At 68.4% G+C, this 17,626-nt stretch carries 19 protein-coding genes; 9 read left to right on the forward strand and 10 right to left on the reverse strand.

Translation table 11 applies throughout. The features are described 5' to 3' along the window. Positions 1–10: 10 nt before the first annotated feature. Positions 11–532, forward strand: a complete 522-nt coding sequence (locus tag ABD116_RS33880) for a DinB family protein (RefSeq protein WP_343979975.1) — start codon at positions 11–13, stop codon at positions 530–532. Between the two features lie 65 nt (positions 533–597). On the opposite strand, the gene groL is transcribed toward ABD116_RS33880, so the two are convergent. Continuing rightward, complete coding sequence (gene groL, locus ABD116_RS33885) at positions 598–2,223, reverse strand: chaperonin GroEL (protein WP_343979978.1); 1,626 nt, start codon at positions 2,221–2,223, stop codon at positions 598–600. Positions 2,224–2,460: 237 nt separating this feature from the next. Between groL and ABD116_RS33890 the strand changes: the two genes are divergently transcribed. Beyond that, positions 2,461–3,021, forward strand: a complete 561-nt coding sequence (locus tag ABD116_RS33890) for a GNAT family N-acetyltransferase (protein WP_343979981.1) — start codon at positions 2,461–2,463, stop codon at positions 3,019–3,021. Here the strand turns inward: ABD116_RS33890 and ABD116_RS33895 are convergent. Continuing rightward, positions 3,018–3,446 carry a RidA family protein gene (locus ABD116_RS33895; RefSeq protein ID WP_343979984.1) on the reverse strand — a complete coding sequence of 143 codons (429 nt, stop codon included), beginning with the start codon at positions 3,444–3,446 and terminating at the stop codon, positions 3,018–3,020. The two genes, ABD116_RS33890 and ABD116_RS33895, sit on opposite strands and share 4 nt — an antisense overlap. Before the next feature lie 73 nt (positions 3,447–3,519). Here ABD116_RS33895 and ABD116_RS33900 point away from each other — a divergent pair, with 73 nt between their 5' ends. After that, a complete protein-coding gene (locus ABD116_RS33900) occupies positions 3,520–4,425 on the forward strand; it encodes a GlxA family transcriptional regulator (protein ID WP_343979987.1) in 906 nt (301 codons plus the stop codon). A 13-nt stretch (positions 4,426–4,438) separates the two neighbouring features. On the opposite strand, the gene ABD116_RS33905 is transcribed toward ABD116_RS33900, so the two are convergent. Next, positions 4,439–4,783, reverse strand: coding sequence for an MmcQ/YjbR family DNA-binding protein (locus tag ABD116_RS33905; RefSeq protein WP_343979990.1), 345 nt, complete (start codon positions 4,781–4,783; stop codon positions 4,439–4,441). Between the two features lie 153 nt (positions 4,784–4,936). Between ABD116_RS33905 and ABD116_RS33910 the strand changes: the two genes are divergently transcribed. Both ABD116_RS33910 and ABD116_RS33915 read left to right on the forward strand, forming a co-directional pair. Further along, the gene (locus tag ABD116_RS33910; protein WP_343979993.1) at positions 4,937–5,257 is read left to right on the forward strand and encodes a PspC domain-containing protein; all 321 of its coding nucleotides are present in this window, start codon (positions 4,937–4,939) and stop codon (positions 5,255–5,257) included. A gap of 172 nt (positions 5,258–5,429) precedes the next feature. Then, the gene (locus ABD116_RS33915; RefSeq protein ID WP_343979996.1) at positions 5,430–6,701 is read left to right on the forward strand and encodes a M48 family metalloprotease; all 1,272 of its coding nucleotides are present in this window, start codon (positions 5,430–5,432) and stop codon (positions 6,699–6,701) included. On the opposite strand, the gene ABD116_RS33920 is transcribed toward ABD116_RS33915, so the two are convergent. Beyond that, entirely contained in the window at positions 6,698–7,663 is a 966-nt protein-coding gene (locus ABD116_RS33920; RefSeq protein ID WP_343979999.1) for a glycerophosphodiester phosphodiesterase, read from the reverse strand. The two genes, ABD116_RS33915 and ABD116_RS33920, sit on opposite strands and share 4 nt — an antisense overlap. A 568-nt stretch (positions 7,664–8,231) precedes the next feature. Between ABD116_RS33920 and ABD116_RS33925 the strand changes: the two genes are divergently transcribed. Next, positions 8,232–8,888: a DUF418 domain-containing protein gene (locus ABD116_RS33925; RefSeq protein ID WP_343980002.1), complete on the forward strand. Its 657-nt coding sequence runs from the start codon at positions 8,232–8,234 to the stop codon at positions 8,886–8,888. Here the strand turns inward: ABD116_RS33925 and ABD116_RS33930 are convergent. Together ABD116_RS33930 and ABD116_RS33935 are read right to left on the reverse strand one after the other, a co-directional pair. Next, the gene (locus ABD116_RS33930; protein ID WP_343980005.1) at positions 8,849–9,391 is read right to left on the reverse strand and encodes a 23S rRNA (adenine(2058)-N(6))-methyltransferase Erm(C); all 543 of its coding nucleotides are present in this window, start codon (positions 9,389–9,391) and stop codon (positions 8,849–8,851) included. The genes ABD116_RS33925 and ABD116_RS33930 overlap by 40 nt on opposite strands. Before the next feature lie 63 nt (positions 9,392–9,454). Beyond that, positions 9,455–10,606 (reverse strand): CapA family protein, encoded by a 1,152-nt coding sequence (locus tag ABD116_RS33935; RefSeq protein ID WP_343980008.1) that lies wholly within the window; start codon positions 10,604–10,606, stop codon positions 9,455–9,457. A gap of 102 nt (positions 10,607–10,708) precedes the next feature. Here ABD116_RS33935 and map point away from each other — a divergent pair, with 102 nt between their 5' ends. Both map and ABD116_RS33945 read left to right on the forward strand, forming a co-directional pair. Beyond that, entirely contained in the window at positions 10,709–11,479 is a 771-nt protein-coding gene (gene map, locus ABD116_RS33940; protein ID WP_343980010.1) for a type I methionyl aminopeptidase, read from the forward strand. Next, the gene (locus ABD116_RS33945; protein ID WP_343980013.1) at positions 11,476–11,949 is read left to right on the forward strand and encodes an HIT family protein; all 474 of its coding nucleotides are present in this window, start codon (positions 11,476–11,478) and stop codon (positions 11,947–11,949) included. The genes map and ABD116_RS33945 overlap by 4 nt, the downstream gene beginning before the upstream one ends. Before the next feature lie 46 nt (positions 11,950–11,995). On the opposite strand, the gene ABD116_RS33950 is transcribed toward ABD116_RS33945, so the two are convergent. Then, a complete protein-coding gene (locus ABD116_RS33950) occupies positions 11,996–13,147 on the reverse strand; it encodes an Rv2578c family radical SAM protein (protein ID WP_343980016.1) in 1,152 nt (383 codons plus the stop codon). 32 nt (positions 13,148–13,179) lie between these two features. Beyond that, on the reverse strand, positions 13,180–14,016 hold the full coding sequence (locus tag ABD116_RS33955) for an NmrA family NAD(P)-binding protein (protein WP_343980020.1): 837 nt from the start codon (positions 14,014–14,016) through the stop codon (positions 13,180–13,182). Positions 14,017–14,122: 106 nt separating this feature from the next. Here ABD116_RS33955 and ABD116_RS33960 point away from each other — a divergent pair, with 106 nt between their 5' ends. Further along, a complete protein-coding gene (locus tag ABD116_RS33960) occupies positions 14,123–14,902 on the forward strand; it encodes a TetR/AcrR family transcriptional regulator (RefSeq protein ID WP_343980023.1) in 780 nt (259 codons plus the stop codon). 29 nt (positions 14,903–14,931) lie between these two features. On the opposite strand, the gene ABD116_RS33965 is transcribed toward ABD116_RS33960, so the two are convergent. Next, complete coding sequence (locus ABD116_RS33965; protein ID WP_343980025.1) at positions 14,932–16,578, reverse strand: hypothetical protein; 1,647 nt, start codon at positions 16,576–16,578, stop codon at positions 14,932–14,934. A gap of 9 nt (positions 16,579–16,587) precedes the next feature. Then, a complete protein-coding gene (locus ABD116_RS33970) occupies positions 16,588–17,550 on the reverse strand; it encodes an endonuclease/exonuclease/phosphatase family protein (protein WP_343980028.1) in 963 nt (320 codons plus the stop codon). Positions 17,551–17,626: the final 76 nt, after the last annotated feature.

A 17,626-nucleotide genomic window follows, 5' to 3' on the forward strand; every position in this document is an offset into this window, starting at 1 on the left:
GAATCGGCCGGTGACGTCAGACATCCAGAACGTACTGCGCAACCAGTTCGAGCTCACCTGGGCGCTGTTCGAGTACCACCTGGAGCGCCTGACCCCCGACGATCTGCTCTGGGAACCGGCCAAACTCTGCTGGACAGTCCGCCCGGACAGCATCGGTAACTGGCGGGCGGACTGGTCCGACAGCGCGCTCGACCCGATCCCGGTCCCAACGATCGGCTGGCTCACCTGGCACATCGGCTGGTGGTGGTCGACCGCGGCCGCCCACGCCCGTGGCGCGGTACCACCGGACCGTACTGCGGTGCTGTGGCCGGGCGACCTGGCCAAGACCCTCGGCTGGATGCGGGCCCTGCGCGACCAGTGGTCCCACATCCTCGAAGACATCACCGACCTCACCCGGCCGGCCGTCTTCCCCTGGCCCCCCGAAGCCCGCCGCTCCACCGCCGACCAGTTCGCCTGGGTCAACACCGAACTGATGAAGAACGCCGCCGAAATCGGCCAACTCCGCCTGCTCAAAGCAGCAAGAGACACATAAAAAAACCTGGCTCCGGGCGAAGTGCCCGGAGCCAGGTTTCTTGTACAGAAGGAACTTCTAGGAGATCAGAAGTCCATGCCGCCCATGTCGGGCGCGCCGCCCGGAGCGGCCGAGGCCTTCTCCGGCTTGTCGGCGATGACGGCCTCGGTGGTGAGGAACAGGGCCGCGATGGACGCTGCGTTCTGCAGCGCCGAGCGCGTCACCTTGGCCGGGTCGATGATGCCGGTGGCGATCAGGTCCACGTACTCACCGGTTGCGGCGTTGAGGCCCCAGCCCGGCTCGAGGTTGCGAACCTTCTCCACCACGACGCCGCCCTCGAGGCCGGCGTTGAAGGCGATCTGCTTCAGCGGGGCCTCGACCGCGGACCGCACGATCGCGGCACCGGTGGCCTCGTCACCCTCGAGCTCCAGCTTCTCGAACGCGACGACCGAAGCCTGCAGCAGCGCCACGCCGCCACCGGCGACGATGCCCTCTTCGACGGCGGCCTTCGCGTTGCGAACGGCGTCCTCGATGCGGTGCTTGCGCTCCTTCAGCTCGACCTCGGTGGCCGCGCCGACCTTGATGACCGCAACGCCGCCGGCCAGCTTGGCCAAGCGCTCCTGCAGCTTCTCGCGGTCGTAGTCGGAGTCCGACTTCTCGATCTCGGCGCGGATCTGGTTCACCCGGCCGGAGATCTGGTCGGCGTCGCCGGAACCCTCGACGATGGTCGTCTCGTCCTTGGTGACGACGATCTTGCGGGCCTGGCCGAGCAGCTCCAGGTCCACGGTGTCGAGCTTGAGGCCGACCTCCTCGGAGATGACCTCACCGCCGGTCAGCACGGCGATGTCGACCAGCATGGCCTTGCGGCGGTCACCGAAGCCCGGCGCCTTGACGGCGACGGTCTTGAAGGTGCCCTTGATCTTGTTCACGACCAGGGTCGCGAGCGCCTCACCCTCGAGGTCCTCGGCGATGATCGCCAGCGGCTTGCCGGTCTGCATGACCTTCTCCAGCACCGGGACCAGGTCCTTGATGCTCGAGATCTTGCTGTTCACCACGAGGATGTACGGGTCTTCGAGGACCGCTTCCATCCGCTCGGTGTCGGTCACGAAGTACGGCGAGATGTAGCCCTTGTCGAAGCGCATGCCCTCGGTGAGCTCGAGCTCGAGACCGAAGGTGTTGCTCTCCTCGACGGTGATGACACCTTCCTTGCCGACCTTGTCCATCGCCTCGGCGATGATCTGGCCGACCTGGGTGTCGGCGGCGGAGATCGAGGCCGTGGAAGCGATCTGCTCCCGGGTCTCGACGTCCTTCGCCTGCGCCAGCAGCTGCTCGCTGATGGCGTCGACCGCCTTCTCGATGCCCTTCTTCAGGCCCATCGGGTTGGCGCCCGCGGCGACGTTGCGCAGACCCTCGCGCACGAGCGCCTGGGCCAGCACGGTCGCCGTGGTGGTGCCGTCGCCTGCGACGTCATCCGTCTTCTTGGCAACTTCCTTGACGAGCTCGGCCCCGATCTTCTCGTACGGGTCCTCGAGCTCGATCTCCTTGGCGATGGAGACACCGTCGTTGGTGATCGTGGGGGCGCCCCACTTCTTCTCCAGCACGACGTTGCGGCCCTTGGGGCCGAGCGTCACCTTCACGGCGTCGGCGAGGGTGTTCATACCCCGCTCGAGGCCACGGCGCGCCTCTTCATTGAAAGAAATCAGCTTGGGCATTCTCCGCGAGTCCTCCCGCGTCGAGTTTTTTGTTCAGCCGGCCGGATGCCCGCGACGGACGGTGTCATCGGTGCGGCGGTCACGTCCCGCCACGCCTCCGGCACCTCATCGAGGCCGTCTATGGTCACACCGTCCGGGCAGGAGCGTTATCACTCTCGCCCATCGAGTGCTAACCAAGTATTAGCACTCGACCCAAGCGAGTGCAAGCCAGGTCCCCGTCCGCAGTACGGTGCCGGCATGACTCTGGAGGTCCTCCCGGCCACCCCGGACCGCTGGCCGGACGTCGTCACGGTGATGGGTGAGCGCGGCGACCCCGCCCGCTGCTTCTGCCAGTACTTCCGCCTCCGCGGCAAGGACTGGTCCGACACCTCCCCCGCAGCCAAGCGTGACGCCCTCAGCGCTCAGGTCGCCTCGGACAGACCACCAGGCGTCCTTGCGACAGCCGACGGTACGCCGATGGGCTGGTGCGCCGTCGCTCCCCGCTCGGCCTATCCCCGGGTCATCGCCTCCCCCAACTGGCGCGGCGGCGACCCCGACGCCTGGGTGGTCACCTGCTTCGTCGTACCGGTCGGTCACCGCCGTCAGGGGTTGGCCGGGGAGCTCCTACAGGGAGCAATCGACTTCGCCCGCACCCAGGGGGCCGCAGTACTGGAGGCCTGCGCGGTGGACCTCTCCTACTCGGGCAGGGTCCCCTCCGCTGACCTCTACCGCGGCCCACTGTCCGTCTACCTCGAGGCAGGCTTCACAGAACTCAGCCGCACGTCGCCCCAATGGGTGCTGGTCAGCAAGACGCTCTAGACCTTGGCGATGAACTTGACCTCGATCAGCTGGCCGGGCAGCGCCAGCCGGGTGACCCCGACCAGAGTGCTGGCGACCTGCGGGTCTTCCCGCCCGTATGCCGCCTTGCGCACCGGCCCCGCCGCCTCGAAGGCCGACGGTATGTCGAGCACGTAGAGCACTTCCTCGACTACATTCTCCAGTCCGGCGCCGAAGCGGCCCAGCAGCTCGGCAGCGTTCACGTAGGTCTGCCGCATCTGCTCGGCCATCCCCGAGAAGTCCGTCACCTCACCGGCCGCGTCTAGCGGCGCCGGCGCCAGCAGGTCCTCGCCGCGGTGCCCCAGCTGCCCGGAGAGGTAGATGGTGTCCCCGTGCCGAACAGCCTGCGCGTAGCCGTAGCTGCTCTCCCACGGAAGTCCGAAGCTCTCCACCTGTGTCGCGGTCATGTCTCTCCCGATCCGAAAGCTGAATATTGAATCAACCGTAGGATTCGGGTACCGCGCGTCACCAGGAGCGACGATGCCAAAGGGGGCAAGGATGATGCCAGGCCTGACGGTGGCGATCCTCGGCGTACCGCGCCTGATCGCGCTCGATCTGAGCATTCCGCTGCACATCCTCGGCCGGTACGCCGGTTACCGCGTGCTCGTCTGCGGAGAGGCGATGTCCACGCACCCGCTGGCCGCGGCGGCCGACGCCGACATGGTCGTCGTACCCGGGTACGACGACCCCGAGGTCCCCCTACCCGCTGAGTACCTGGACCTGCTCCGGGCAGCCGCCGACCGAGGTGCCCGGCTGGTCGGCATCTGCACCGGGACGCTCGCGCTGGCGGCAGCCGGCGTACTGGACGGCCGGGACGCGACCACCCACTGGGAGTACGTGGCCCGCCTGCGCGCGAACCACCCGCTCGTCAACGTCCTGGAGAACCGCCTGTTCGTCGAGGACGGCAAGATCCTCACCTCGGCCGGCGGCGGCGCTGCCATCGACGCCTGCCTGCACGTGATCACCTCCGACTTCGGCGCCGCGGCCGCATACGAGGCCGGCAAGCACGTGGTGGCAGGACCTGCCCGGAGCGGCGATCAGCGCCAGTACGTCGACGTACTGACCCCGCCCCGCTCAGACCTGTCGGCCACCCGCCAGTGGGCAATGCAGCACCTGGGCGAACCGCTCACTGTGCGGGATCTGGCCGAGCACTCGAACCTTCCACGCAGGACGTTCATCCGGCACTTCACCACCGAGACCGGCATGCCACCGATGCAGTGGGTCGCCCTGCAGCGCGTGCTGAGCGCCCGCCGACTGCTGGAGACCTCCGACTGGTCAGTCGAGCGAATAGCCGCCGCCACCGGCTTCGGCAGCGCCACCAACTTCCGCGCCCACTTCCGCCGCGAGGTGGGCACCACCCCGAGCGCCTACCGCCGGGCGACCTGACAGCGCACGCCGGTCAAGCAGACGGTTGCTCGTGCTGCGCGATCAGCATCTTCGGCGCGGTCAGCCGCCAGGCCTCGGTCAGCAGCTCCACCAACTCGTCCTCGTCCGCGATCGCCAGCTTGACTTCCAGCCAGGCGAACCGCCCGGACGCCCACGAGGCCGTGTAGATCTCCGGACTCTCCGCCACCAGCGCCTCCTGCTCCTCGCGCAGCGCCTTCAGCATCACCGAGGTCTCGTCCGCCGACAGGTAGACGAAGCCCTTCTTCCGCACCTTGAACGCAGGCTGCCCGGCCCACCCCACGTGCTCCTCCACCCCGGGCAAGGCGAGCAGCATCTTCGTCACCGCCTCAGCATCCATCCCCCGACGGTACGACCCGCCACCGACAGAAAATATCGAAAGTAGTCAGGGGTCCGGGGCCGCCCCGGCTGACCCGGACCAGGGGTGCGACCAGGGTCGGGTCGGTACCGATCCCGATGTGGGGAAGGGGTTCGCGGCGGCAGAGTAGTGGACATGACGAACTCCACTGCACCGTTCTCGAACCTGTCCGGTAAGTCCCTTCGCCGCTCGCGTAACCAGCGGATGCTCTCCGGTGTGTCCGGTGGCCTGGCGGAGTACTTCAACATCGACGCCACGCTGGTCCGGCTGGCCATCGTCGGCCTGACCCTGATCACCGGCGGCACCGCGCTGATCGGCTACGTGATCGCCTGGATCGTGATGCCCGAGGCAGACGGCAAGGCCGTCTGGCAGTCGGTCCAGCAGCCCCAGCAGCAGTCCACCCCCGAGTCCGACATCGCCGCTCGCATCTACGACGACAAGCCGCCGGCGGCGTGACGGGCGGACGCACGGCAGCAAGGTGACAGCGCCAACAGATAGGCCATAGGCGCTCTCATACTTGCTGCCGTGCCGACCGACGCCGCACTGACCTAGTGTCCGGAGCTGCAAGTTCCTGCAACAGTTGAGCTCACAGCACTCCGTAACTGGCTTCTCCTGCCACACTCCTCAAGTGCAGACCGACCAGGGCACCAGCCGCTGCCCCCAGTGCGACCACGAGATCCCCACTGATCCGCAGTACGTGACGTGGTGTGACCAGTGCGACTGGAATGTGGACCCGACCGGCCCGACCCATCAGGTCTCCGCCAGGCGACGGCGACGCGAGCATCGGCTCGCGGACACGCTGTTCCGGGAGCTGGAGCACGGAGAGATCCGCCGTCCGGGCTGGACCGTCGCACGGGTCGGTACCTATCTGCTGTCCACAGTGATCCTGGTGGTCCTCCCCCTGGCCGGCCTGATCGGTGGCGTCTACGCACTTGTCTCGTACCGGCCGCTCTGGATGGGCGTGCTGCTGTCCGTCATCCCGTTCGGGGTCACCTTCCTGCTCCGCCCCCGCGCCCATCGCCTCGGCCCCGACACCCATGTGGTCCACCGGGAGCAGGCGCCCCGGCTCTTCGGCCTGGTCGACGAGATCGCCGCCAAGATCGGTACCAGGAGCGTGGGGCTCATCGAGCTCAGTCCGTATCCGGGGATCGGCTTCCTCAAGGTCGGGTGGCGGTTCACGCCGGTGATCAGGATCGGCCTGCCGCTGTGGGCAGGGCTCGGGCCACAGGAGCGGGTCGCCGTACTGGCGCACGAGCTCGGCCATGGCAAGAACGGTGACGGCCTGCATCGCTGGGTCGTCGGCTCGGCGGTGGATGCGCTGCAGGAGATTCAGATGACGTCGCGCAACGACGAGTCCGACGAGTACCGGCTGGAGGTCCAGACCTATTACTTCCACGGTTACAGCAACAACGCCGTCAACAGCTTCCTCGACGCGACGATCGGCTCGCTGGCCCGAGCCGTGCAGTGGGTGCTGACGACAGCGGACCTGAGAGCCCAGCAGCGCGAGGAGTACCTGGCTGACCGGCGCTCTGCGGAGATCGCCGGCTCGGACGCGGCCGCCGGCGCCTTGGAGCGGTACGAGCTCGGCTCGACTTCGTACCGGGCCATGGAGCAGGCACTGCGCTTCAACTCGGAGGCCGACCCGCTGGAGGCGGCTGCTGGGGCCGTAAGCGGGATCCCGGCCCGTGAGGTCGAGCGGCGGCTCCGGGTCAGCCGGCTGCGGGAGACCCGCAGCGACTCGACTCACCCGCCGACGAATCTCCGCGCGAAGCTGATCCGGACCAGGCCCGCGCAGGACCCGCTCGTAGAGCTGGAGCTCGAGGAGAGCCAGGTCATCGACAAGGAGCTGGCCGGACCCGCACGGACCGTTCTGAAGGAGCTGCGGTCCGCGCTGCGTTAGACCTTCAGGGAGGTCTTGGCCGCGGCCGCGACGGCGATGTCGGGGTGGTCTGAGAAGACGCCGTCCACGCCGGTGGCGGCGAAGCGGGCCAGTTCGCCGGCCAGGTCCAGGCCGGTCGGGAGGAAGCGGCGCTCGGCACGGAAGGTCCAGAGCTGGACCGACAGGCCGGCGCGGTGGGCGAGGTCGACCAGGCGGGTCGGCTCGCCGAGAGCACCACTCGGCGTCCGCGGGATGACCAGGTCCTTGTGCGGCGCCAGGACCTGCGCGTACGTCGAGATCTCGCGCAGGCCGGCCGGCTCGATCAGGTCCGCGAAGGTGCGAGTGTCGCCGGCCCGGAGGAAGTCGTTGGGCGCGTTCTCGGAGTCGATCAGCTGGACCAGCGGGACGTCCGTCATCACCGACAGCCGGCGCAGGCTGGTCGGCTCGAACGACTGGATCATCGCCTCGCCCTTGTGCAGGCCGAGCGCGACCAGGCGCTCCGCGAGCAGCTCCTCCAGCGGCAGGCCGAGGCGGCGGAAGTACGCCGGGTGCTTGATCTCCGGGATGACCCCGATCGGGCGGCCGAGCCGGGCCGACTCCTGCCGCGCCAGTGCGACGACCTCGTCGAAGGTCTGGATCCCCTCGCGGCCGTCGTACGCCGTGTTGGCGGCGCGCAGGGCGGGCATCCGCTCACGGGCCCGCAGCATGCGGAGTTCCGCGTAGTTGAAGTCCTCGGCGAACCAGCCGGTCACGGCCGTCCCGTCGACGATCTTGGTGATTCGCCGGTCCGCGAACACCGCGTGGTCGGCGACGTCCGTCGTACCGGACAGCTCGTTCTCGTGCCGGACCACCAGCACGCCGTCGAGCGTCGGGACCAGGTCAGGCTCCAGATAGTCGGCGCCTAGGGCCGCAGCGAGCCGATAGGCCTGCGGCGTGTGTTCCGGACGGTAGCCACTCGCTCCCCGATGCGCGATCACCAGCATGGTTCCAGCACAAGCGCCCCAGGTGGCGGGGCGGGAACTCGTTGCCCAACGCAAAGTGAAGCTCGCCCACCAACTGTGCTCCGCTCCTTTCGGCGGGTGACCGGATACCGAAGTCAGACGCCGTACGGCGAACCCGGCCCTACTGTCAGAGCCATGACTCTGCCAGGGCCGACCGCCGTCTCCGCCCGGGCGCTCGGGCCGGACCTCGCCCGCGGCCTTCTCCTGCTCTTCATCGCCCTGGCGAACACCCACGGCTTCCTGCACCCACCCGGCGTCAGCGACATCCGCGGTACGCCGATCGCCTCCGCCCTCCCGGACCGCATCGCCGCCTTCCTGGAGACCACGCTCGTCGACGGCCGGTCGTACACGATGTTCGCCGCACTGTTCGGCTACGGCATGGTGCAGATCATGCGCCGCCAAGAAGCCAGCGGCGCCGACTGGCCCGGCACCCGCAAGCTACTGCGCCGCCGCGGCCGCTGGATGGTCGTGCTGGGCGTCCGCCGGCATCTGGACCATCCTCGGCGCCAGCCTGTACGCCGTCTTCTCAGCACCGAGCGACCCGAGCAGCGTGGCGTCCGTCTACCCCTGGGCGACCGAGCACAACCCACTGGAGGCGATGCTCGACCGAGCGGTCTCCATCGTCATCACCGCCCCCGCCCTGGCGATCACTGCGGCCGGCGCCTTCCTCTTCGGCGTCTGGGCCGCCCGGCTCCGCCTCTTCGAGGACCCGGCGGCCCACCGGCAGCTCCTGCGCCGGATGGCGGTCATCGGGGTCACGGCCTCTTTCCTGGGCGGTGTCCCGCTGGCCCTCTACACCTCCGGCATCCTGCATGGGACCAGCCAGGACGTAGTACCGGTCGCATTCCTCCACTCAGTCGCAGGGTTCGCCGGCGGCCCGGCGTACGCGGCGCTGATCGCTCTCTGGGCCCTGCGCATCCAGAAGCCCGGCCGGCTCGTCACTGCGCTCCAGGCGACCGGCCAGCGCTCCCTGACCTGCTACCTACTCCAGTCGGTCGTCTGGGCCATCTGCTTCTTCCCGTACCTCCTCGACCTCGGCCCGCGCATGCACCAGTGGCAGGCGGCCTTCCTCGCCCTCGCCACGTGGGCACTGACAGTCCTGCTGGCCGACCTGATGCGCCGGCATGGCATGCGCGGGCCGTTCGAGGTACTGCTCCGCCGCCTGACCTACCGGCGCCTGACGGTCAGGACAGCGGAGTCGACGTGAGGTGGGGGCGTGAAGGCCTTGCGGGGAAGACGCAGGCCGAGCGACAGGTCGTAGTACCGGCTCCATCTGGAAGCGGCCGGTGCCTGGTGGCTGGTCCAGCGGTTGACCACCTGGCGTTGCAGGACGAGGTCCGCTGCGATCAGACGGGTGCCTGGGGCAAGCAGTCTCTTGAGCAACGCGGTGGAGATCCCGTACGGCGGACTGGAGACGACCCGGAACGGCCGTGACGGCAACCGGAGGTCACTCGCATCGGCACGGACCACCGTGACCGGATCGTCCGCGAACCGCCGCTGCAAACGGTCGGCGCGACCAGGGTGAAGCTCCACGGCGACCACCTGGGCCCCGGCCCGGACCAGCGGCGCGGTCAGCGCGCCGAGGCCGGCCCCGACGTCGAGGACGAGGTCACCGGGCTTGACTCCGGCAGCGTCGACGACACGTTGGGCCCAACGACTATCGAGCGGATGCCATCCCCAGGCACCCCTCGCCTGCCCGTAGCCGGGCACGACGGACCATCACGAAGTAGTTCACAGACATACCCCGACCCTAGAACGTGGATCGCCTTGCCATCAAAGCATTTTCGGCTGCGCGCCCAACGACGTGAAAGTCTCGCCGGTACGCCGCTGCGCCAGCTCGAGCCGGTCCCTCCTGGCCGCCGACACGTCGGGCTTGGCCAGTTCGCGTTGTACGTCGAGGACACGAACAGGCAGCGTGTCGGTCATCAGCAACGGCGCGTACTGCGCGTCCGCCTTCCACCGGTCGCCGTCCTTGCGGAAGGTGAACTTCATCAGCAGCCCCTCGGCCTTCGTGCTCTCCGGCTGCCGATGCGCGGCGACGAGGTTGCCGAGTCCGTAGACGACCCACTTGCCGTTGATCTGCTCGACCGGCTGGACCACGTGCGCGTGGTGGCCGAGGATCAGGTCGATGTTGCTGTCGGCAAGGAGTTCCCTGGCGACCGTACGCTGCTGCTCGTTGGGCTTCTTGCTGTATTCGTCGCCCCAGTGGCAGCTGACCACGACGATCTCGGCACCGTTGTCGCGGGCCTTCCGCGCCATCGCCTTGATCTTGCCGACGTCGAGCTTGCCGGCCCGCCACGTCTGGCCGTCTGGGTACGGGAGGCCGTTGAAGCCGTAGGTGTAGCTGAGCAGGGCGACCTTCACGCCTTGCACGGTGACGATCGTCGGGGTCTCGGCCTCTTCGGGTGTGCGGGCCGTGCCGGTGTGCTTCAGGCCTGCCTTGTCGAGCAGCTTCAGAGTGCGGTCGATGCCGGCCGCTCCCTGGTCGAAGCTGTGGTTGCTGGCCGTGGAACACGCGTCGTACCCGGTACTGAGCAGGGCCGGGACGATCTGCGGTGGGCCTTGGAAGAGTGGATAGCCCTTGGGTGGCGTACCGAGCGGGGTCTCGAGGTGGCAGACGGCCAGGTCGGCTTGTTCTACCAGGGGTCTGACGCCCTTGAGGAGTGGTGCGAAGTCCCATTCGCCGTTGTCGCCGTCGCGCTTGGCGGTGTTCCAGAGGCGCTCGTGGAGGAGGACGTCACCGGTCGCGACCAAGGTCAGCTGGTCCGGCTGGTTCGATCCGTTGGCGGGCTTCGTCTTGGGTGCGGCAGCAGGTTTGTTCTCCGCTGCTTCGGTGTCCGCGATGCAGCCGGTGAGCGCCACCATGCCCGCGGTCAACAGGAACGCTGCGACCGTCTTTCGTGCAGCCCGCCCCAAGCCTGTCATCTGTTTCCCCCGGTTCAGCAGGTCCGCACGCCGCGGTCCTGCTGAGGAGACGCCGTGGCGGCCGGAAAAGTTGAGGCCCTGTGAGCGGGTTAACCTCAGCGGATGGTGGAACTGAAGACCGCGGACCAGATCGAGCAGATGCGCGTCGCCGGGCGAGTGGTCGCCTCAGCCCTGATCGCGGTCAAGAAGCATGCCTCGGTCGGCGTCTCGCTCCGCGAGCTGGACGAGGTCGCCCGCGAGGTACTCCGGTCCGCGGGCGCGGTGTCACTGTTCGACGGCTACCAGCCCGGATTCGCGACGCGACCTTTCAGCGGAGTGATCTGTACTTCGGTCAACGACGCGGTCCTGCACGGCCTGCCGAGCGATCTCCGGCTGGCCGACGGCGACCTGCTCAATGTCGACTGCGGCGCCTCGGTCGACGGCTGGTGCGCCGACTCGGCCACCAGCTTCGTCGTCGGTACGCCGCGCGCCGAGGATCTCGAGTTGATCGCGACGACCGAGCGAGCACTCGCCGCGGGCATCGCCGCCGCCGTACCGGGTGCCCGACTGGGCGACGTCGGCGCAGCCATCGGCGAGATCGGCCGCCGGGCCGGCGTCGGCACCAACCTCGACTTCGGCGGCCACGGCATCGGCCGCCGCATGCACGAAGAACCCCACGTCCCCAACGGCGGCCACCCCGGCCGAGGCCTCAAACTCCGTCCCGGCCACGTCATCGCCATCGAACCGTGGTTCTGGCACGGCCCCGGCAGCGTCTACCTCATAGACGAAGACGGCTGGACCCTCCGCTCCACAGACCAAACCCGAGGCGCCCACGCCGAACACACCGTAGCCATCACCCCGGACGGCCCCGAGATCCTGACGACCCGCGGATGACCGCGCGCTGGCCGGAGAACTGGGCCGCCCTGGTGTCAGGGGCCGAATGCGACTTCTGCCAGGGCATGGGGCAGGACCGCAACGAGTACGGTGCGCGGATCTTCCAGGGGCAGTACATCGACGCCTACCTGCAGAGCGCGGTCGTCCAGACGGGCTACTCGTTGTCGATCTGGAAGGGCCGGCACGTCGTCGAGCCGGTTGAGCTGACCGACGAGGAGGCAGCCGGCTACTGGCTGGAGACGCTCCGGGTCGCGCGGGCGGTCATCGCGATCTACCAGCCGCTCAAGCTCAACTACGAGACCCTCGGCAACACCAGTCCGCATCTGCACACCCACCTACTGCCGAGGTACACCGAAGACCCGCGCCCCGGCCAGCCGTTCCCCTTCCCTGCACCGCGGCACCCAGAACCGCAGATCCCCGAGGAAGACTTCCTCGCCCAGGTCCAGGCACTGCGCGACCTCCTGAGCTGACCCCTCACCACCAGACCTGCGCTCACGTGCAGCAGCGGCAACTGCGCTAGAAGAGCGTTTGCTGGTTGGGGTCTGGGGTGATGGGCGGGACTGGTGCAGAAGTGCGCCGGGTGGAGCGGCGGTTGGTGTAGTCGACAGGTTGGCGGCGGGTGCGGAAGCGGGCGTTTGTCTGGTCTGGTTCGCCCCAGCCGGATTGGGAGCCTGGGCCGGAGGCTTCTACTACTCCATTGGTTGAGGAGCGGTGGCGGGAGCCTCGGCCGAAGCCGTGTTTGTCGAGGAGGGGGCGGGCCTTCTCCTCGAAGGCGTTGCGGTAGCTCTGCAGAGCGTTGGAGCCGTGGGAGTAGAGCTGGTCGTAGCGAGGGACCAGGTCGGGACGATCCTCGGCCAGCCATTTCATGAACCATTCCTTGACGCCGGGGCGGAGGTGGAGGATGAGGGTGGTGACGCCGGTTGCGCCGGCTTCGGCCAGTTCGCCGAAGAGGTGGTCGAGTTGCTCGGGTGAGTCGGTGAGCCAGGGAAGTACGGGCGCGACCATCACCCCGCAGGGGAGGCCGGCTTCGCGGATGGCGCGGATCAGGTCCAGGCGGCCGCGCACCGACGGGACACCGGGCTCGACCAAGCGGCGGAGGTCTTCGTCGGCGAGGGCCAGCGAGACGCCCAGGCCGACTGGGACTTCCTCGGCGGCGGCCGCAAGAACCGAGAGATCGCGCCGGAGCAGCGTGCCCTTCGTCAGGATCGAGAGCGGGGTGCCTGAGGCGGCCAGCGCCTCGATGATGCCGGGCATCAACTTGTAGCGCCCCTCGGCCCGTTGATAGGGGTCGGTATTGGTGCCCAGGGCAACCTGTTCGAAGCCCCAGGACGGGCGGGCCAGTTCGCGGCGCAGGACGTCCGCGACATTGGTCTTCACGACGATCTGCTGGTCGAAGTCCAGGCCGGTGTCGAGCTCGAGATAGCGGTGGCTCGGGCGGGCGAAGCAGTAGCGACAGGCGTGGGTGCAGCCGCGGTACGGATTGATCGTCCAGTTGAACGGCATCCCCGAGCCCGGCACCGAGTTCAGGGCCGAGCGCGCCAGCACCTCGTGGAACGTGACGCCCCGGAACTCCGGGGTCGTCACGCTCCGCACCAGCCCCGCGATCGACCCCAGCCCCGGCAGCGCACCCGGCGCCTCTGCTTCGATCCGCTGCCCAGCCCATCGCATGGACAACAGTCGAACACATGTTCGGTCAGGAATCAAATGAACGCGGCCGCGTTGCGCACCGCCCATTCGCGATAAGGCAAAGCAGCCCGCCCGGTCACCTCCAGCACGGTCGGCTCAGGCGTCATCCGGTACTCCGACATCATCCGGAACCCGTCCAGCAACCACTCAGCGGTCTGCACCCCCATCGAAGGCGCCCAGGCCGCCAACGCCTCCGCCCGCGTCAACGCCTCGAACCGCACCGACCGCCCGATCGCCGCCCCGATCAACGCCACCTCCTCCGGCTGCGTGATCGCCTCCGGCCCGCTCATCACCAACTTCCGCCCGGCATAGCGCTCATCCAGCAACACGACCCGTGCCACCGCCGCGATATCCGCCAAGTCGATCGGCGTCTGCACCGCCTCCGGATACGGCGCCCGCACCACCCCCTCGGCCTTGATCGACGCGGCCCAATCCAGCGTGTTGTTCATGAACTGCCCCGGCCGCAGATGCGTCCACTCGAAGCCGGCCTCCTCCACAGCCCGCTCCACCTTGTAGTAGTGCCATCCCGACGGATCCCCCGCAGCCTCGTACTCCGCAGGCTCCCCCGACAACACGACCACCCGCCGCACCCCCGCCTCCACCGCGCACTCCACAAAGGAATCCACCGCAGCAGGCAGCGGCGCGAGATAGACCGTGTCCACGCCCTTCAACGCAGCCGGCAACGTCGACGGCCGGCCCAGATACCCCTCCGCAACTTCCACTCCAGCAGGCAAAGCGGCCCGCCGAGGGTTGTTCGTCAGCGCCCGAACAGAAGACACCCCGGAAGCCACCAACTCATCCACCAGCAGCCGCCCCACGCTGCCCGTCGCGCCCGTCACCAGAATCGTCATCCGCCACTCCTCACGCCGACCCCACAGCAATTTCCGTAGCCTATACGAGAATAGCAGGGGCATGCATATGAGAAAGTTCCTCGACGGCAGGAAACGGGGAGGCGACATGGCGGTACGGCACAGCGGCGGCGGTTCGGCCGACCGCACCTTGGCCCTGCTCTGGCGGAACCACAAGCAGGCTGAGCCGAGCCGGCCGACCAAGCTCGGCCGCCGCCCCACTCTCGACCTCGACAAGGTCGTCGACGCCGGCATCGCGCTGGCCGACGAACGGGGCCTGGCCGCCGCCTCGATGAGCGGCGTCGCCAAGGCGCTCGGCGTCGGCACGATGACGCTCTACACCTACGTCCCCTCCAAGGAGGAACTGCTGGACCTGATGGTCGACCAGGTGCTGGCCGAGCGCGACCTCCCCGCCCCCGGCGAACCACGCCCCACCGGCTGGCGAGACCAGATCAACCTGTACTCCGAGCAGACCCGCGCCATGTTCCACCGGCACCCCTGGCTGGCCAGCATCTCCACCATCCGCCCACCCGTCGGCCCTGGCATGCTGGCCGCTCGCGAGTACCTGCTGTCCGCCTGTGCAGTACTAGGCCTCTCCCCCCGCCAGACCAACACAGCTGCCCTTGCCATCACGACGTACATCGACTCTGCAGCCGGTCTGGAGGCGGAGAGCGACCAGCTGGAGCGGCAGACCGGCCAGAGCCATGACGCCTGGTGGACCGAGCGCTGGGACCTCTGGGAGACCTACTTCGACCAGGACCGCCACCCCACGATGACAGCGATCTGGAACGCCAATGGCTACGGCGACGGCACCCGCGAAGCCGCAGACGAGTCCTACCGCTTCGGCCTGGACCGCCTCCTCGACGGCATCGAGGCCCTCAAGCGCTGATCGCGGCCCTTAAGAGCTGATCGAGGCCCTCACGAGCCTGAAGCCCTGAGCCGCTCCTGCCGATCCGCGATGTAGTCACGAGCGTTCGAGGCACTCTCCAACTGCCCGACCGACTCGTACAGCTCGGCCGACACCGTCGCCAGCTCGATCGCTTCCAGCAACCGCCCCTGCATGTCCCGTACCAGCGCCAGCTCCCAATGCACCACCGCATCGCTCGTCGGACTCCGCAGGTCATCCGCAGGCAACTCGTCGACCACAGCCCGGGCCTCGTCGAGCAACCCCTCCGCCTGGTCCAACGAGCCGGTATAGCGCGCCGACTGCGCAGCAAGCCGCAGCGCCGCCACCTGGTCGTGCAACTCCCCAGCCAGCGCGTACTGGGCTGCAGCGGCCACCAGAGCTTCGACAGCCTCGGAGTCCTGGTTGAGCTGTTCGAGCAGTTCACCCTTCTTGCGCAGGACCATGCCCAGCCACTCCGGCCCGGCATCAGGCGGTACGTCGGCCAGTACCAGCTCAGCCTGGGGCAACGCGGCCGCCGGCTCATTGAGGTCCAGGTAAGCGGCAAACAGCACATTACGAAGTACCCGCAAGCTCTCCGCCTCGGCCAGCGCAACAACAGCCGAATCGGTCAGCATGCCAAGCACCTGCTCGCCGATCTCCGCAGCCTCCAGGTTGCGCTCCTGAAGGTGCATCCGATGCGCCATCTCGATCCGCGCCTTGGCGAGCGCCCAGCCCGCCACCGGGTCGTCCGGCCGGGCAGCGACCGCAGCAAGTTGCTCAGCGCAACCACCGTCGCCGAAGAGATCCAGCGAAGCGACCCATGGCCGCTCGGCCAGCTGCGCGCGGGCGAGCTCGCTCTGATGCCAGTTGCCGTTCCGGGCGTCGAAGCCCGCCGCCAGCTTCCACGCCTGCTCGGTGAACGATTCGTCGAGCCGCCCGGCCGCGATGCAGAAGGCCAGCGCGTCAGCCGACGAGACCTGCGCGTCGAGACCGGATGCATGCCGCTGGACGAGCTCCCGAGCCCGCTCGGGATTCCCCGTCAGCACGCAGAACCTGATGTGCTGCGCATGCGCGAACAACTCGTCGGGATCGTCACGCACCAGCCGATAGGCGACCCGATGAGCATCAGCGGCCGCCGCCAGATCCCCCACCGCGACGTACGCCGGCAGCGCCGCCGCCAGCAACGCCTGCGGTTGCTGATGGCAACCATCAACCGGCGAAGCGAAGGCCGCCTCGGTCACCGCGACGGCCTCGGCAGCGCGACCCGTCTCGATCAAATGCCTGACCTGGTAGACCTGCTCACAACCCTCACACCAAGCGAAGTCGTCCCGCTCGGCGGCCAGGCACGCCTGGTACTGCGCTTCCGCCGTCTCCGCGTCACCGAGATGCCGGGCCACCAGCCACCGGCAGAAATGCACGATCCGCAGGCTGTTCCCGGCCGCCCGATGCCGCCGCTCCAGATCGTCGAGCAGCTCCATCGTGCGATCCAGCGGCAACCCGGCATACTCGTCGAACTGCAGCACGACGTACCCGAAGGTGGTCAGCAGGCTGTCGAGCTGCTCCGGATCCGGATCGGCGTCGTACGCCGCCACCGCCCGCCCGAACGGCTCCAGCGCCAGCGCCGGATCCGCACCGAACACCAGCCGGTCCACTTGGGCGATCAGCAGTTCAAGGTCCACCCCAAGAGACTAGAGGTCGAGGGTGATCCAAGCTGGGTCGTGGTCGGTTCCGTCGCGGGCCAGCTTGCGCCGACGGCCGATGAAGGCGCCGGTCAGCCGCGGAGCGAGCGCGGGCGACAGCCAGATCTGGTCGATCAGATCGAAGGACCGCGGCTGCCCGGTCTCCTTGAAGGTCGACGTCCACGCCGGACTCGCGGGCAGCTCGACGGTCGTCTTCACCGTCCCCACCTCGGTCGGCGACAGCAGCGCACTGACCAGCCCGGCCTGCTCGTACGCGACCAGCGCCGGCGAGTCAGGCGTGTCGTTCATGTCCCCACACAGCAGATAATGCTGGCGGCTCGAAGTGCGGGCCGCGATGATCCGGGTGATCGTCTCGGCCTGCCGCTGCCGCAGCAGTTGGGCCGCCGCGGCCGCCGCGACCGGGTCGGCCACGGTGAAGTCGACGAACTTCGACTTCAGGTGCGTACCGAAGATGGTCAGGATCCGGCGGCCCGTCGAGTCCAGGATCTCCGCCTCGACCAGGTCGCGGGAGAAGATCGGCCGGTCCGGTACGTCGGGATGGAACACCCGCTGATAACTCGTCACCCCGCCCAGCGGCCGGCGTGACAGGATCCCGATGTCGATGAACCGGACCGAATCGTTGCCGTCGATCACCATCACGTGCTCGTACGCGCCGCCCAGGTGGTCGCGATTGAACTCCCGCAGCACGTCGACGTTCTCGATCTCCTGCACCACCCAGACGTCGACATCGGCCGCCAGCAGCCGCTCGGCGATCCGGGCCGTGTCCTCCGGCGGCTTGGCGACCAGCAGCTTCCCGTGCCCGTCCAGCTGCAGCCGCCGCCGGTCCTCGTTGTCGAACGTGTACGTCGCCGGCACCGAACTCGTCCCGGCTGCCAGCACCTCGACCGCGCCGGCGAAGTTCCACCGGTCGAACAGGTTGTTCAGATTGAACGTCCCCACCGTGAGCTCCATCAGCCCTCCCCAGCCTCGCCCCCTGTTTCTCAAGGTACGGCCCCGGCCACGCTTCGTCACCAACTCGGAGGTGAAC

Source organism: Kribbella koreensis, assembly GCF_039525325.1.
GTDB classification, from domain to species: Bacteria; Actinomycetota; Actinomycetes; order Propionibacteriales; family Kribbellaceae; genus Kribbella; species Kribbella koreensis.

Coding starts and splice junctions, on each gene's coding strand:
- groL (WP_343979978.1), bottom strand. CDS start 2,223: ATGCCCAAGCTGATTTCTTTCAATGAAGAGGCGCGCCGTGGCCTCGAG.
- ABD116_RS33890 (WP_343979981.1), top strand. CDS start 2,461: ATGACTCTGGAGGTCCTCCCGGCCACCCCGGACCGCTGGCCGGACGTC.
- ABD116_RS33895 (WP_343979984.1), bottom strand. CDS start 3,446: ATGACCGCGACACAGGTGGAGAGCTTCGGACTTCCGTGGGAGAGCAGC.
- ABD116_RS33900 (WP_343979987.1), top strand. CDS start 3,520: ATGCCAAAGGGGGCAAGGATGATGCCAGGCCTGACGGTGGCGATCCTC.
- ABD116_RS33905 (WP_343979990.1), bottom strand. CDS start 4,783: ATGGATGCTGAGGCGGTGACGAAGATGCTGCTCGCCTTGCCCGGGGTG.
- ABD116_RS33910 (WP_343979993.1), top strand. CDS start 4,937: ATGACGAACTCCACTGCACCGTTCTCGAACCTGTCCGGTAAGTCCCTT.
- ABD116_RS33920 (WP_343979999.1), bottom strand. CDS start 7,663: ATGCTGGTGATCGCGCATCGGGGAGCGAGTGGCTACCGTCCGGAACAC.
- ABD116_RS33935 (WP_343980008.1), bottom strand. CDS start 10,606: ATGACAGGCTTGGGGCGGGCTGCACGAAAGACGGTCGCAGCGTTCCTG.
- map (WP_343980010.1), top strand. CDS start 10,709: ATGGTGGAACTGAAGACCGCGGACCAGATCGAGCAGATGCGCGTCGCC.
- ABD116_RS33945 (WP_343980013.1), top strand. CDS start 11,476: ATGACCGCGCGCTGGCCGGAGAACTGGGCCGCCCTGGTGTCAGGGGCC.
- ABD116_RS33950 (WP_343980016.1), bottom strand. CDS start 13,147: ATGCGATGGGCTGGGCAGCGGATCGAAGCAGAGGCGCCGGGTGCGCTG.
- ABD116_RS33955 (WP_343980020.1), bottom strand. CDS start 14,016: ATGACGATTCTGGTGACGGGCGCGACGGGCAGCGTGGGGCGGCTGCTG.
- ABD116_RS33960 (WP_343980023.1), top strand. CDS start 14,123: ATGGCGGTACGGCACAGCGGCGGCGGTTCGGCCGACCGCACCTTGGCC.
- ABD116_RS33970 (WP_343980028.1), bottom strand. CDS start 17,550: ATGGAGCTCACGGTGGGGACGTTCAATCTGAACAACCTGTTCGACCGG.